The sequence below is a fragment of the Sphaerospermopsis sp. FACHB-1094 genome (genome assembly GCF_014696195.1).
Classification (GTDB): Bacteria; Cyanobacteriota; Cyanobacteriia; order Cyanobacteriales; family Nostocaceae; genus Sphaerospermopsis; species Sphaerospermopsis kisseleviana.
The window spans coordinates 19,358-34,372 of sequence record NZ_JACJPT010000051.1 but is presented as its reverse complement, the minus strand read 5'-3'; the positions used below and the strand labels follow the sequence as shown (position 1 = coordinate 34,372).

Sequence of the window (15,015 nt, the reverse complement as noted above, 5' to 3'; positions counted from 1 at the left end):
TTACTCTCATTAAGCCTCTTAACTTTTAAGTTACCTTTAGTTATTATGTACTACTTTAATGGCTTTTTTGATCTGTGACAGTTGAGGGTGCGGAATGTGGGATTAAAGTTAAGAGATATGATCAAGATAGATTTAGTAATCTTCGTACTTTAGAAGTGATTGCAAATAGAGTTTCACAAGAAGTAGGTAGAGCAGATTTAGAAACAGTTTTACTGAGACAAATAGAAATGAGAAATCAAATTGATCAAATTGCCTATCAAATGTATAAAGTAGAAGAATATGTAAATATTATCGAGAAAGCTTTAAAAGTTGTGTTGTAAGATGAATCACTAGAAAATTTATTTCCCATCATAATCTAGAAGATAAAATTTGAGATAACCCACATAAACATTTAACCATTAAACTTTGCGTACTCCTCTGCGCCTCTGCGTGAAAAAAAACTCTATCTTTTATAACCACTGTCCACCACGAAAACGCCAACGGGGAAAAATAATTCTCATTAAACTTTGCGAACTCATAAAAACCGCCAACCAAACTACAGAATAATGTAATAAAAACGCCCCTATTGATAATTCCTCTTTTGGTATAGGTATAGGTAAAAAACCAAAAATCTTTACTCCACAAAACACAAATATCATCTCCCAAATACCTGCAAAAAATTGATAAGCTGCTGGCCAGTCTCTATCCCAGCGTGATTTTTGCAGATAATTATAAACAACATCCCAACCTAAACCAAAGATAGCAACATAAGCAAGAATGAAAAAATAAACAATATTTGCACCAGAACCTATTAACCCCAGTGTAAAAGGTAAAGATACTAATACACCAACAGTTGCTAATAATAATAATCGAGTTTGCCAACGACCAAATAAAGTAGGAGTCATAATATTTCAAGGAGTCAGGAGTCAGGAGTCAGGAGTCAGAATATATAAAATCATAAATTTGTTGATTGAAAATAGATACCCGACTTGTTTAAGAAGTCAGGAATCTAAATATTAAGTGTGTTCTAATTTCAAGTGATAATCTACTTGACAATGATATTGAGATAGTTCTGACCAGTTAAGGACAGCTTCTAATAAGTCTTGATAACCAAGAGTGTTAGGGTGAAGTCCATCTGCTGTCATGCGTTCACTTCTCCAGATTTGACTGTGTGATATCCATTGATCAAATATGTCTAAATAGGGAATCTTTCGTTGTTCACAAGCTTGACGGGTAGCTTCTTTGTAGCGATATTGGTCAGCATGATTGTAATATAAACAATCGAGAAAAGGCATTTTGCTTTCATCAACCGGGACCATACCGACAAAGAGGACTGGACAAAGTTGTTGTGCTTGATCTAATAATGTGGCGATCGCTGTTTCAAATTCCGCAAAATCTGTATAATTTTTGCCTGTGGGACGACCTAAACGGGGTGAGTCGTTAACGCCAACAGAGAGGATAATTAAATCAGGAACTCGGTTTCTAATTTCTCCCCGGTGACGAAATTCCACTTCTAACCGTTGTGAGACTTGCTGAGTGCGATCGCCCCTGACCCCTAAATTATAAAGCACATGACCCACACTATCCGGTAACATCCACCATCGGCGCAGTTGTTCTACCCAACCACCTTTTTCATAGTCTCCATATCCATATACTAAACTATCCCCCAAGGCGACTATTTTTAAAGGTTGACATAGTTTTGGCGTAATAGACAGCATTGAGGAGGAAGGTTTTACAGTTTGCATCTTAAACAAGAATGTAATTGATATCTCTACAATATTCTAGACATTATTACACTATTGTATGGTATATTTTTTATCTTTTATGCACAAAGTTAGAACCCAAAATCCAAAATTTCAAATTAGGACTATTAAACCAGGCACTAATTTGAAGTAGTTACGTCAAAAACGTAAGCATTCAACCGTCGGTTTCCGTCAGTACCTGAAATATGAAATACAAAGAATGAAAAGACACAGATGCAGATAAATAACATTCCTGAAATTAACCTGAAATTAAAACCTCTGAATCCTGGCTATTAGCTGTTTCCTGATTGCTGATAGCTGAATACTTACATTTTACACACCCTCAGAAAATATGAATCATAAATTACTTCGCAATTTTAGACAGCTGCATAAATGGTTAATTCAAACCTCTTACCCAAGAGTGAAATTCAATTTTTTTTCTTCATATTGGCAACATATAAAAACAATGAGTGGGCATCACAAATTTTTTAAAAGGTTGTTTCCCTTTTTGGTTTTAATTTCTTTTGTCACTGTTTTATTAACAAATACCTTTACACCCGTTAACGCCCAAATACCAAGACAAGAAATTAGAGGTGTATGGATTACCAACAATGATCTTAACGTCTTTAAAGATCGCACCAAAGTTAACGATGCTGTTACTAAATTGCGTCGGCTCAATTTCAATACTATTTATCCCGTAGTTTGGAATTCTGGTTATGTCATGTATCCCAGTAAGATAGCCAAAGATTTAGAAATTCAACCTTTTGTATTTCGTGGTTCAGATGGCCATGATATTCTTGCCGATGTAATTAATCAAGCCCATCGTCAAAATTTACTGGTAGTTCCTTGGTTTGAATTTGGTTTTATGACTCCCCAAACTTCAGAACTAGCATTAAATAAACCAGAATGGTTAACAAAAAAGCGGGATGGTAGCGAAACTTCTGTTAGTGCAGCCGGTGAAGTGACATGGTTAAATCCCTTTCATCCAGAAGTACAACAATTTATTACCGATCTCTTGGTAGAACTAACATCAAATTATGATATTGATGGTATCCAGTTTGATGATCATACAAGTTTACCCCATGAATTTGGTTACGATCAATATACAGTTGATTTATATCGCCAAGAAATGGAAAAAGATCCCCCAGCAGATTCTCAAGACCCAGAATGGGTAAAATGGAGGGCAGATAAAATTACAGATTTCATGGTGAGACTTAATCAAAGAATTAAGCAAATCAAACCAAAAGTAATTTTTTCAGTTTCACCTAATTACTACGATTTTGCATATAAATTACAATTGCAAGACTGGTTAAATTGGGTAAGATTAAACATCGTAGATGAACTAATTGTACAAGTTTATCGTTCTGATTTAAACAGTTTTTCTGCTAAAATTTCCCGTCCAGAAATGCAAGAAGCACAACAACTAATCCCAACTGGAGTGGGAATAATGGCAGGTTTAAGAACTAGCCCCGTATCAATGCAACAAATTACAAATCAAGTGAGAACTGCCCAAAGACAAGGATTAGGTGTGGTTTTCTTTTATTATGAAACTCTTTGGAATAATGCTTCGGAGTCATTCAAAGACCGTCTTGCAGGATTTAAACAACTTTTTCCCTATCCTGCTTTACGATTAGCAGCAGAATAATTGTTGATTGGATATTGGTGATTAGTGATAGGTGATTAGTGATAGGTGATTAGTGATAGGTGATTAGTGATAGTTGATAGTTTATTGGGAAACATAAAATTGATTACCCAGTCACCAGTCACCAGTCACCTATGATGGTGCTTGATTAAAAACCCATTTTATCCACTGATTTAAAGAACTAAAAGTATTTAACTTTTTCACACCAGGCGCACGGACAATATACATCCCATCCACAGCAACTAAAGCCGCATATTGCAAACCTAAAAAACTATCAACTGCTGCATAGTGTCCACCTAAAGTTATTGCCCCAGATACATACATTTGACCTTGAGTATTTCGCATTTCTACTAATTCAAAATTGTTGGCTACTACTAATCTTTCTAAATGATTTAAAGGTAGTTTGTAATGTTCAACTAAATCTTCTAATAAGGGATTAGTTTTAACTTTGGCATCAAGTCCGGTAGCATCAATAATAAAATCAGCAGTTAATTTCATTTCCCCAAAACCCTTTTCTTGAATATGGGTAATAGTGTGGTTTTGGGCATCTCTTTCTACACTAACAACTTGACCAAAAGTAATTTGATACCAACCTTCTTTAATACCTTCTTCTGTGATTCTTTGCCAGTCTCCACGATCTGCGGTAGTAGTTCCTCCCCAGTCAGATAATAACCTTTGACGTTCTTCTGGGGTGGCTTTTTCTAACATGACTCGTAGTTCACCACCCCAACAAGCTTTTGGCCAGTTAAAAGGTTGCAACTCGTAGTGATTTTTAACCGGACGTTGGGCTTTTTGAAATTTGTTACCGTGGGGTTTAGGCGATCGCATTAAATGTAAAACTGTAATATTTCTATTTTGTTTTCTCACCTCATAAATACGTTGTAAAATTCGTGAAGCTACAATACCCCTTCCTCTAATTAAAACAGTACCACCTTGTTTTTCTAACTGTTCATAGACATGATTATGGTCTTCATAGGCATTAACTACAGATTTAAAATCTTGATATTTTTCCCGATAAGCTTGTAAATCTGGTAAAAATTGAATAGCGGGATATCCCGTAGCTAAATGTAAATAACGACAAACTAAAAAAGCATAATTTCCCGGACCACGAGAATAAGCAACACAATATCTACCATCTTCCGTTTTTCTAATTGCTCTGACTCTACCATAACGATAAATTTTATCCCAACTAATACGTTTAGCTTCCCGATCTATAGAATCAAAAACATTACCCGCACGGGGCGTATAAGTTTCTGCAAAAGTTGGTTCATTAAAAACTTGCCATAAATATTGAAAAGCTGAATTGATCTGACCTTTTGTTAAATCATGCCAAGATTCTCGCAAAGCATAACTAGGCCATCCCCAAATATTATCAGGACAAGAATCAGAATTAGAACGCAATCTTTCATGTAAAGGAATTTGAGAATTTAAACATAAACGCTGATAACGTGCATAAGGTTTTGATTCTAATCCTACAGCAATAATCTTTTCAGATTTAACACCACTAATTCTTAATAAATCAACCCAAATAAAACTACCCAAACCAGCACCAACGGCTAAATAATCACATTCATCAATAGGTAAACCAGTAGCATGAATAGCTTGTAAATCAACTTTGTGATTCTGAAATTCCGAAGGTGGAAAATTACTTCCTAAAGGTGTAACTGGACGAACTGGAGATCTATTAGGATCTGGAAGATTAGTATTAGGATTAAATTGAATAGTCGAAGGATTATTAGGTGTAGGAATAACAGTATTTAATCCAAACTGGACAGTAATCATATAAGGTCCAATTTGCAAAGTATCACCATTAGCTAACTGACAGCGTGTTTGTTTTTGTCCATTAACATAAACACCATTAGCACTATTTTGATCAATAACTACAAAATTATTTTGTTCCCAATCTTGTTCCCAATCAATTAAAGCATGATAACGAGAAACTTCATTACTATTTAATAACATCCGCGAAACACGCTGACCCCTAATTTCTGTTGGTAACTTGGCAAATTCTCGACCAAAAGCAATAGGGACATTTAATTTAGGTTCTCGTCTTTCTCCCGTTGTTGGATCTTCCCAACTTAATTGAATTTGTAAATTAGTCATTAGTTATTAGTTATTAGTTGTTAGTTATTAGTTGTTAGTTATTAGTTGTTAGTTATTAGTTGTTAGTTATTAGTGGTTTTTCCCAGTCACCAATCACCAGTCACCAATCACCAGTCACCAATCACCAGTCACCAGTCACCAGTCACCAATCACCAATCACCAATCACCCAATAAGTACACTAACAGCAGCAGCTAAAGATGTACCACACCAAGGACAACCTATTTGTAAATTTTCTGGTGGGGAAACTTTATGACATTTAGGACAGTCTAAACCATACACCGGATTTGGTTGTGTTGGAATTGACGGTTTATGATGATGTACGGGTTGTTTTGGTGGTTGGACTATGATGGTAGAGGGAATACTACTAACAGAAATTGCCGTAACTTGTAGTTGTTGTTGTCCTAAATAAATAATGCTTTTTTCATTTAAAGCTATTTCCCCTTTAACTAAAGATTTACCATCTATTTGTGGGGGGTTTATTTCCCGTAAATTTCTAATATAAAAACGTTGCTTTTGAGAATCAAAAAATATTTCAATATGTAAACCGGATACTGTTGGATGAGTTAAAACAATATCACACTTTGCTGGATCACGTCCAATGCGACAAGTACCAGCGTTTTTGCTGTTATGTTTTTCATAAATTTGTTGAATTTTATTTTGACCTGCTTCTTGCCACTGTAAAGTTAGTACATTCATGATTTTTAGATAACGTTAATATTTAATGAATTCAACTTTATGCTGTGGGATTCCTAACATGATTGGTAGCCATTTAGCAAGTCTTGAGAATTAAAATTAAAGAATGATTATCTTCACCATGTATACTTTTTATACTTTATCTGTTAGATGCTAGTTTATCAGCAATGCGGGTAGTTTCTGGCAACCGATATTTAGGTGTACACCGTAATACATAGTCAATTGCTGTAGGTAAGCTAATACGATGGCCTGTGGAGATATATAAAGGTTTAACTCCAGTACGAGTCCGTAAAACTGCGCCTACTGTTTCATTTGTATGTATTAATAGTTGCCAACTTCCTCTAACTGCTGGTAATTCTTCATATTTGCCAATAAGTAAAGATTTTGCTACACCTATGGTTGGTATATCCACTAAAACACCTAAATGGCAAGCTATTCCAAATCTGCGTGGATGGGCAATTCCTTGACCATCACATAATATTATATTAGGTATATTTTTAATTTTTTCCAAGGCATCAAGAATAGCGGGTATTTCCCGAAAAGATAAAAATCCAGGTATATAAGGAAACGATGTAGGACGGTATGCTAGGCTTGTTTCCACAACTTTCAAGTCAGGAAAACTTAACACTGCTACCGCTGCACGGCACATTGTACCATCTTCCAGAAAACCCATATCCACACCTGCAACGTATTGAATAGGTGTGTTGAGTTGATCTGTGGTAATAACTTGATTTCGTAAAGTTTCTTGAATTTCGATCGCTTCTTCAACGGTAGATGGCCAAGGATGAATTTGTGGAATTTGCATATTGTTTGTCTATTTAAATTGTGATCAAAATCTTGATTTTCCGAAATGCCTAATTTTAATTTTGTATCTTATCTATATATAGACTAAACATTCAACCCCATGTAACTTTTTGCTAAGTTTTCTGTATAAATCTTGATTTTTTTATCTGATAGCTACTCTCACATACAGTTGATTTAAGGAACATACAGCAATGAGAAATAATAACATCAATGTCCTTCACAATTCGCAAATTGTATTTTATTTAGGTGGAGGATTATTATTCTTGTTTTTAGCGATGATGCTGCGTCCTTTTGCCATTGTCAATGCTGGTGAAAGGGGTGTTGTCATGCAGTTTGGAAAGGTACAAGATACAGTTTTAGATGAAGGATTACACCCAATTATTCCCATTGTCACAACAGTTAAAAAGCTCAATGTGCGCGTGCAACAAAATAGTTTTAATGCTGGTGCTGCTTCTAAAGATTTGCAAAAAATTACCACAGAATTAGCGGTAAACTGGCACATTGATCCGTTGAAAGTGAACCGAGTTTTTCAACAAGTTGGAGATGAAGAATTAATTGTTAATGGGATTATGACACCCGCAGTTTCCGAAGTTTTGAAAGCAGCTACAGCTAAAAAAACTGCTGAAGAAATCATCACAAAACGCACAGAATTAAAAGAAGAAATCGACGCAAATTTAAAAGGTCGTTTAGAACCTTACGGTGTAATTGTAGATGATGTATCTTTAGTCAATTTTTCCTTTTCTCCAGAGTTTAGTAGAGCGATCGAAGCGAAACAAATAGCGGAACAAGAAGCAAAACAAGCAAGTTTTATTGCCCAAAAAGCGACCCAAGAAGCACAAGCAGAAGTTAACCGTGCTAAAGGTCAAGCTGAAGCACAAAGATTACAAAGATTGACTTTAACACCGGAATTATTGCAAAAGCAAGCAATAGAAAAATGGGATGGTCGTTTCCCGATGGTGATGGGTGGTAATGGTGCTGTTCCTTTGATTAATATTAATCCTAATGATTTAGCTACTGGACAGAAGAGAAATTAGTTTTTATTAAGATCCCCGACTTCTTGAAGAAGTCGGGGATCTGGGTATTTGATTACTCACTCATTTTTAACCAACCAAATACTTCTTCTACTGTTAAATTTAATTCAACTCCCGTCAAGATAATTAAATCATCTTTTGCATATTTTAATTCTGGTTCTTTTTGAGGTTGAAACATCAAAATTGATCTATCATCTGGATCAATTAACCATCCAAGTTGACAACCATATTTAATACAATGTAAAATATTGCCAGTCACTCTATTAGAACTTTGTTCTGGAGACAAAATTTCTATAGTCCAATCTGGTGCGATCACAACATCATCTACTGGTTCACCATTATCATCAAAGGCGATATTTTCCCAGCGAATAATGGCTATATCTGGAATAATTGATCTACCTGCAAATGTACAACGTAACTCTGGAAAAGCATAAGCAATTTTATTTGGTTCTGTGACTTGATTTACGGTATTAATGATTTTACTTTGAAGTCGAGAATGGCGAGTTTTTGGCATGGGTTTTTGAATAATTTCGCCGTTGATATACTCACTTGGTGGTTTAGTTTCTGGTAATTTGAGAAACTGTTCTAGTGTTAGTGATAAAGATTTGGTGACAGTCATAATTATGTAAAATTCCTATAATTTTGCAAATCATTTTCTGTAATTTGATCTGCTGGGACAAGTTTATAATGCTTCTCCTGGACTATTTTTACTTCACCTTCATATATTGAAAGTTCAAACATAGTAATAAGTCCATTGTTCATAAATTGTGCTGATATCGAACGACAAACTAAGCTAGAGAATTTATCAAAACAATAACTAATATCTTGTTTGGTTTGTACCACAGAAAGTTGATCACTTCCTGCTTTTGCTTGAACAGGTATGATAAACTGCATACCATTGTTATTCACACCAACATAAACCTCATCTATTTCTATTTGTCCAATACCCTTAACATTAGTTCTGAGGTGATTTTGTAAAGAGTATGCTGTAATGCTCAGAAATATATCTATTAAACGATTATATCGGATTTTAGTTAAAAGAGCTTGTTCATCACCTGACATATATTGATTAATAATTTCAGGTGTTGCATCCGGTATTTTAATTGGTATTAAATTTTGATTGGGAATAATCCGATTAATCTTTACCAGTCGAAAGCAATAGTTACCAGTACCATTTAATTCAATAATCCATTCTAACCCTTCGGGAGCAGTATCTGTAATTACTTTAGGTAGTGGTTTTCTAAATCTAAAAGAATAGAGAATATCTCCTAAATTTTTAGCTGATTGAATACCTAACTCTTGAGCAATTTCAGGTAGTTCATTCCGATTAAATTCAAAATATTCCAATCCACTTGTGTAATAACGTTGGAAAATTCCGATAATAACCGAGTTATATAAACCTTCTTTCATGGTACTTATTCCTTGGTAAAAAACATCGTTGAGTGATAATCATTTTTTTCTTGTTCTAGGTTCTATAACATGAGGGTTCACTCCAAAATATTTAGCTGCATCTGACATATCAAGTGTTAATAAACTAAGTTCATCTAAAATTTTAACACTTGTGGGTTGTTCAACTTCCACATTCAAAACCTTAATAATTTCCGCTGCTACTGCTTGCGCTAAAAGTGGAGGAACAGAATTACCAATTTGTCTAAAACCATGCCATTTTGTGGGATGAAATCTAAACCAGTCAGGAAAGGAGTGTAAACGCGCAGCTTCCCTAACAGTGATACATCTTGGTGTAAATGGATGTATAGGACGAGGAGAGGTAAAAGCACCTTTATTACTAGCTGTTCCTGCTCTTAATGTATTACATAAACCGTCAGGATCGAGTTTATAAAAACGGCTAATTGGTTCATTTTTACCATGAGGAGTTGACGCAAATCTTTCTTCAGATGCAGGACTATGTTTTGTTCTTAAACTCGATGTTAAAATGTGATGATCAAATTTACGGGAGTAGGAATAATTATTATTAGCAATGCACAGATTACGCATTTTCATCCCGTATTTACTGGGTTTACCAAATTCAGCTAAAACCCAATCTTGTTGTAATAATTCTGGGTAATTTTCAATTGTTGGTAAATCTTGTAATGCTTCCCACACCGTAGGGGTTGCAGGTAGTTTAACAGCTTTTTTTGAGTTAGTATTTAATTTAGCTGGATGGGTGATTTTATCAGGATAATTTGGTAATTCTAAATCTCGACGACAACCTAGTAAAAACAATCTTTCTCGATTTTGCGGTACTCCATAATTAGCAGCATTTAAAACTTGATAATTATGATTTACTTTATAACCGTTATTTTCAAAAGTATCAATAATTTCGGCAATAAATTCTTTGTGTTTACCTACTGTCATTCCTTTAACATTTTCCATGACAAAATATTTAGGTTGTAATTCTAAAACCAACCTAATAAAATGAAACACTAAAGAATTTCTGGGGTCATCAAAAGACCGTTTACCAATTAATGAAAACCCTTGACACGGTGGACCACCAAAAACAACATCAATTTCTTGATTTTCAATTTCGCTACTATTTCTAATTTCTAATCCTGTGGTATCTTCTACACTTTTACATAACACCTTCCAAAAAGGAAAATTAAATTGATGAATTGCACAATGTATAGGGTCTAATTCTACAGCAGCAAGGACATCAAAACCAGCTTGTTCAAAACCCAGGGTCATTCCTCCTGCACCTGCAAACAAATCAACTGCTATGGGTCTTTTTTTCATCATTGATTAGTTATTGTTTATCAATATAACATTATAAATTGTAAGGGTTGAGTAGTGCTAAACCCCTACAGACTTATTTTTTCTATTTAATTAGAGAATAGGGAATAGGGAACAATATAATAAATCTTATCACCAATTACCAATTACCAATTATCAATTACCAATCACCGCATTTCTAAAATTTCCTTAGCAGCGCGATCGCACACTCCCAAATCTCCCAGACATTGCCGCATTTCTTGATAATCTAATAAAGTTCTTCCCCGCTTTTCAGTATTTAATAATAATTCCATTCCTGCTTGAGTAATATTCTCTACTGTTGCTTGTTCCTGTAAAAATTCTGGAACAATTTCCCGCATCACAACTAAATTTACAGGTGAAGCAAAGGGAATTGAACCTTTAAGAATTTTCCGCGCAACCCAAGCAGTAAAAGGACTAAGACTGTAAACTACTACCTGGGGAACATTAGCTAAAGCTAACTCTAAATTTGCTGTTCCAGATTTAGTAATTGCCAAATCTACAGCAGCAAAAATTTCCTGTTGTTTACCAGATAATATTGTTGCTTTTAAACCATAATTTTGAATAGATTTTTCAATTTTATCTCTAAATTTTTCCAAAGATAAAGGAATAAAAAACCGCGCTGTTGGTAACTTAGATTGAATATTTTGAGCAGCTTGAAAAATGACAGGTAATAAATATTTTAATTCTTGGCTACGAGAAGCAGGTAAAAGAGCGATCGCTATTTCTCCCTCTTTAATTCCTAACATCTCCCGTGCAGTTTCCCGACTCGGTGCATTAGCCATTTTATCAACTAAAGGATGACCCACCCAATTAACTTTAGCCCCTTTTTCTTGATAATAACGAGCTTCTTCTGGGAAAATTGCTAATAGCTTATCTGTAAAACTAACAATTTTTTTAGTTCTCTCCAAACTCATCGACCACACCCATTCTTGAGGCGCGATGTAATACACCACAGGAACATCGGGAAAATGTTCATTCATATAACTACCAATCCCGATATTAGGAGTCATATAATCAATCAAAACTATGATATCAGGGGGATTTTTTTGTAAATAGGCGATCGCCCTTTTTTGTACCTGAATAGTAGGAATAAAATACGGCAAAGCTTCAATTATACCCATCGAACCAATACCGCTAGTATCCCCTAAAATTGTCGCCCCTGCTGCGGCCATCTTCTCACCACCCAAGGCCACAATGTCTAAATTTAACCCCAAAGCTTGAGCTTGATTTTGTAGCGCCGTAATTAATAACGCCCCTTGTAAATCGCCAGAAACTTCCCCAGTGCTGATAAATATCCGCATTTGAATTTTAGATTTTAGATTTTAGATTTTAGATTTTAGAGTTTAGATTTTAGATTTATAAGCAATTAGCTTTTCCAGGTTAAGCCAAAAATCATCCCAATTATAATCTACTGTTTTACCAAATATTCTGACTCCTGACTCCTGACTGGGAATTTTAGATTTTAGATTTTAGATTTTAGATTAAAAAATTTGATACAGGTCTGAGTCCTTCAAAACGGAGAAATACTCGCTGCGCTGTGTACGCTTCGCTAACGTCAATCCAAAATCCAAAATCTTCAATCCAAAATCGAGTGACTTCTGTTCTAGATATGATTCATCATTCATCACTCGCGGGACTCTTTCCCTTTCCAGGAATTAAACCGCGTCTTCCTGGCATTTGCGACAATAGCAGAAAACGGCGGAGATGTTGCAACTGTGCGGTATCTCCCAACAATTCCAACTCTGCCAAAGCCTCTTTAAACAGCAAATCAGAACGGTAGAGAATGCGAAAAGCTTTTTTCAGCAATTGGAAATCTTTAGCGGGCATTCCTGAGCGTTTTAACCCCACCAAATTGAGCGATCGCACCCGTGATGGATTGCCCTCAACCAACATATAAGGAGGAACATCTCGATCAATGCGAGTCATCCCACCAATCATAGACATACCACCGATATGTACAAACTGATGAACACCTAAAACCCCGCTTAATCTGGCTCTTGACTCGATGTGAACATGACCCGCTAAAGCCACAGAATTAGCAATAACCACCGAGTCCTCAATCACGCAATTATGTCCAACATGAACATAAGCCATCAGTAAATTACCGTTACCGATGATCGTCGCCTCACCCCGGCCAGTAGCGCGGTTAATAGTTACATACTCACGAATAGCATTATTATCACCAATTTTTACCCAAGTAGGTTCTCCCACATACTTGAGATCCTGGGGTTCCATACCAATAACAGCACCGGGAAAAATATGATTTCCCGCCCCGATTTCACAAAGACCATCTAAAACTGCATGAGCGCCAATTACAGTTTCCGGTCCGACTTTGACATTCGCTCCAATCACAGCATAAGCACCGACTTGCACCGTTGAGTGGAGTTCCGCATCAGGATGTATTACAGCAGTTGGATGAATAAGTGTCTTCAAGGGTGACTCTCCAGAACTGAGTTCATTGAAAAAAAAGTGTCGGGCAAAATAAGTTATGTGTGTTATGTGTGAGGATAACGAATTTTGGATTTTAGATTTTAGATTTTGGATTGAAGATAGCTATCTAAAAATAACAAAAGGGTACAAGTACCTAAATTTATTATTGAAACAAATCTTAAACCTTAAATCCAAAATTGTCTGATCAAAGTCCAGCCAACAGTAAATACGCTTGTGATTTTTCGTGTTTACAGTTATTCTTACTTATAATTGACTTAGGGCAGTTTACGGCTATGCCCCAAATCTAAAAAGCCAAATTCAGCCTAGTTGTAGCTAAACTTAGCTAAACTTAGCTAACCAAAGAAAACATTAGCTCCCCTTCAGCAGCCAGTTGTCCATCAACTTCGGCTCGTCCTTGCATTTTACCAAAACGACGCTGCTTAATAGACAACAGTTCCACTGTCATAATTAACTGATCACCAGGTACGACTTGGCGACGGAAACGGACTTTATCAATACCCACAAACACAAACAGTCCTTTTGGTATATCAGGCATTTGGGTCATAATAACCCCTCCAACCTGCGCCATCGCTTCTACAATGAGTACACCAGGCATCAATGAGCGTCCGGGGAAATGACCTTGGAACTGAGGTTCATTAAAGGTAACGTTTTTTACACCCACAGCCAATTTTCCAGGAACATAGTCAATAATTTTATCGACAAGCAAAAAAGGATAACGGTGCGGTAGCAGTTGCTGAATCTCTTCCACCGTGAAGGTTGTTTTAATTGCCGGTGTATTGGTTTCCTGATGTTCTCCTTCAGATGTAGTCACTTGAGTAGAATTAGCTTGGGTGAGAGTTGACATTGGTACTATATTTTATAAGAATCTGGAAATTAAGTAGGCTAGAAAATAGCGTACAATCTTAAATTTTAGTTAATTTTTAGCCAAATTCCTCAGCAAAATTCTAAAATCTTCTTTGCCAACTGAATATGGAGATTGTGACTAGCTTTGTAAGCCAAGAAGTGAGCAACAGGAAATTTACCTAATAAGCTAATATCTCCCACTAAATCCAAGATTTTATGACGTACTGGCTCATTTGCAAATCTTAACGGTGGATTTAGCCAACCATCAGCACCACAAACAAGAGCATTATCCAAGCTGCCACCTTTGATCAATCCTGATTTTTGCAGATATTCAATTTGATGTAATAACCCAAAAGTACGAGCCGGTGCAATTTCTGTCACAAAGGAATTTTCCGTATTTTCTAGATTACTAGATAATGAGAAACTGTACCATTGATTACCAATTGCAGGTACATCAAAATCAATCCCATAGCTAAAACGGGTTTCTGGTGCGGGAAAAGCGCAGACAAAAGTATCACCTTGATGAACCGAAATAGGTTCTTTGATAACTATAGGCGCTGATTCATCACCAACAGACTGTGATACCAAACCCACAGCAGCAATACTATCAGTCCAAATTTGAGCAGAACCATCTAACAGCGGTACTTCTGGCCCATCAATTTCAATCCGCGCATTATCCACACCCATAGCGGACAAAGACGCTAACAAATGCTCTACCGTGCGAACATAAATCTCATCTGTCCCCAACTGAGTCGAGAGAACAGTTTGATTAACTGTTGCAATTTTAGCAGGAATTATCGGCGAATTGGGCAAATCCACCCGCACAAAATAGCGATCGCTTCCCGGTTCTCCTGGTAGTATCCGCACCCTGGTATTTACACCGCTATGCAGTCCCACACCTTTGTGGATAATTTCCCCAGCTAATGTGTGTTGGTGCATAGCCTAAAAACCAATATATGATTTTGCTTTTTGTTACTC

General features: G+C 36.0%; 15 protein-coding genes. 3 read left to right on the top strand and 12 right to left on the bottom strand.

The window, feature by feature from the left end; translation table 11 throughout:
* Positions 1 to 74: 74 nt before the first annotated feature.
* Positions 75 to 320: a hypothetical protein gene (locus H6F47_RS16095; RefSeq protein WP_190650009.1), complete on the top strand. Its 246-nt coding sequence runs from the start codon at positions 75 to 77 to the stop codon at positions 318 to 320.
* 129 nt (positions 321 to 449) lie between these two features.
* On the opposite strand, the gene H6F47_RS16090 is transcribed toward H6F47_RS16095, so the two are convergent.
* Both H6F47_RS16090 and H6F47_RS16085 read right to left on the bottom strand, forming a co-directional pair.
* Positions 450 to 884, bottom strand: a complete 435-nt coding sequence (locus H6F47_RS16090) for a hypothetical protein (protein WP_096570415.1) — start codon at positions 882 to 884, stop codon at positions 450 to 452.
* 111 nt (positions 885 to 995) lie between these two features.
* Positions 996 to 1,724 carry a GDSL-type esterase/lipase family protein gene (locus tag H6F47_RS16085; RefSeq protein ID WP_190650007.1) on the bottom strand — a complete coding sequence of 243 codons (729 nt, stop codon included), beginning with the start codon at positions 1,722 to 1,724 and terminating at the stop codon, positions 996 to 998.
* Positions 1,725 to 2,187: 463 nt separating this feature from the next.
* Between H6F47_RS16085 and H6F47_RS16080 the strand changes: the two genes are divergently transcribed.
* Positions 2,188 to 3,366, top strand: a complete 1,179-nt coding sequence (locus tag H6F47_RS16080) for a glycoside hydrolase family 10 protein (RefSeq protein ID WP_236103946.1) — start codon at positions 2,188 to 2,190, stop codon at positions 3,364 to 3,366.
* Between the two features lie 129 nt (positions 3,367 to 3,495).
* On the opposite strand, the gene H6F47_RS16075 is transcribed toward H6F47_RS16080, so the two are convergent.
* The 3 genes from H6F47_RS16075 to nfi form a co-directional block, all read right to left on the bottom strand.
* Positions 3,496 to 5,466 carry an FHA domain-containing protein gene (locus H6F47_RS16075; protein WP_190650005.1) on the bottom strand — a complete coding sequence of 657 codons (1,971 nt, stop codon included), beginning with the start codon at positions 5,464 to 5,466 and terminating at the stop codon, positions 3,496 to 3,498.
* A 163-nt stretch (positions 5,467 to 5,629) separates the two neighbouring features.
* Complete coding sequence (locus H6F47_RS16070) at positions 5,630 to 6,163, bottom strand: FHA domain-containing protein (RefSeq protein ID WP_190650003.1); 534 nt, start codon at positions 6,161 to 6,163, stop codon at positions 5,630 to 5,632.
* A gap of 136 nt (positions 6,164 to 6,299) precedes the next feature.
* Positions 6,300 to 6,965, bottom strand: coding sequence for a deoxyribonuclease V (gene nfi / locus H6F47_RS16065; RefSeq protein ID WP_190650001.1), 666 nt, complete (start codon positions 6,963 to 6,965; stop codon positions 6,300 to 6,302).
* A 190-nt stretch (positions 6,966 to 7,155) separates the two neighbouring features.
* Here nfi and H6F47_RS16060 point away from each other — a divergent pair, with 190 nt between their 5' ends.
* Positions 7,156 to 7,998: a prohibitin family protein gene (locus tag H6F47_RS16060; RefSeq protein ID WP_137665962.1), complete on the top strand. Its 843-nt coding sequence runs from the start codon at positions 7,156 to 7,158 to the stop codon at positions 7,996 to 7,998.
* A 52-nt stretch (positions 7,999 to 8,050) separates the two neighbouring features.
* On the opposite strand, the gene H6F47_RS16055 is transcribed toward H6F47_RS16060, so the two are convergent.
* From H6F47_RS16055 to lpxC, 7 genes are all read right to left on the bottom strand, one after another.
* Positions 8,051 to 8,614, bottom strand: a complete 564-nt coding sequence (locus H6F47_RS16055) for a Uma2 family endonuclease (RefSeq protein ID WP_137665961.1) — start codon at positions 8,612 to 8,614, stop codon at positions 8,051 to 8,053.
* Between the two features lie 2 nt (positions 8,615 to 8,616).
* Positions 8,617 to 9,405 (bottom strand): endonuclease, encoded by a 789-nt coding sequence (locus H6F47_RS16050; protein WP_137665960.1) that lies wholly within the window; start codon positions 9,403 to 9,405, stop codon positions 8,617 to 8,619.
* Between the two features lie 39 nt (positions 9,406 to 9,444).
* Complete coding sequence (locus H6F47_RS16045) at positions 9,445 to 10,728, bottom strand: DNA cytosine methyltransferase (protein ID WP_137665959.1); 1,284 nt, start codon at positions 10,726 to 10,728, stop codon at positions 9,445 to 9,447.
* Positions 10,729 to 10,889: 161 nt separating this feature from the next.
* Positions 10,890 to 12,044: a lipid-A-disaccharide synthase gene (gene lpxB / locus H6F47_RS16040; protein WP_190650000.1), complete on the bottom strand. Its 1,155-nt coding sequence runs from the start codon at positions 12,042 to 12,044 to the stop codon at positions 10,890 to 10,892.
* Between the two features lie 316 nt (positions 12,045 to 12,360).
* Positions 12,361 to 13,176 (bottom strand): acyl-ACP--UDP-N-acetylglucosamine O-acyltransferase, encoded by an 816-nt coding sequence (gene lpxA, locus H6F47_RS16035; RefSeq protein WP_190346547.1) that lies wholly within the window; start codon positions 13,174 to 13,176, stop codon positions 12,361 to 12,363.
* Positions 13,177 to 13,522: 346 nt separating this feature from the next.
* A complete protein-coding gene (gene fabZ, locus H6F47_RS16030) occupies positions 13,523 to 14,038 on the bottom strand; it encodes a 3-hydroxyacyl-ACP dehydratase FabZ (RefSeq protein WP_096570431.1) in 516 nt (171 codons plus the stop codon).
* Between the two features lie 89 nt (positions 14,039 to 14,127).
* The gene (gene lpxC, locus H6F47_RS16025; RefSeq protein ID WP_096570433.1) at positions 14,128 to 14,976 is read right to left on the bottom strand and encodes a UDP-3-O-acyl-N-acetylglucosamine deacetylase; all 849 of its coding nucleotides are present in this window, start codon (positions 14,974 to 14,976) and stop codon (positions 14,128 to 14,130) included.
* Positions 14,977 to 15,015: the final 39 nt, after the last annotated feature.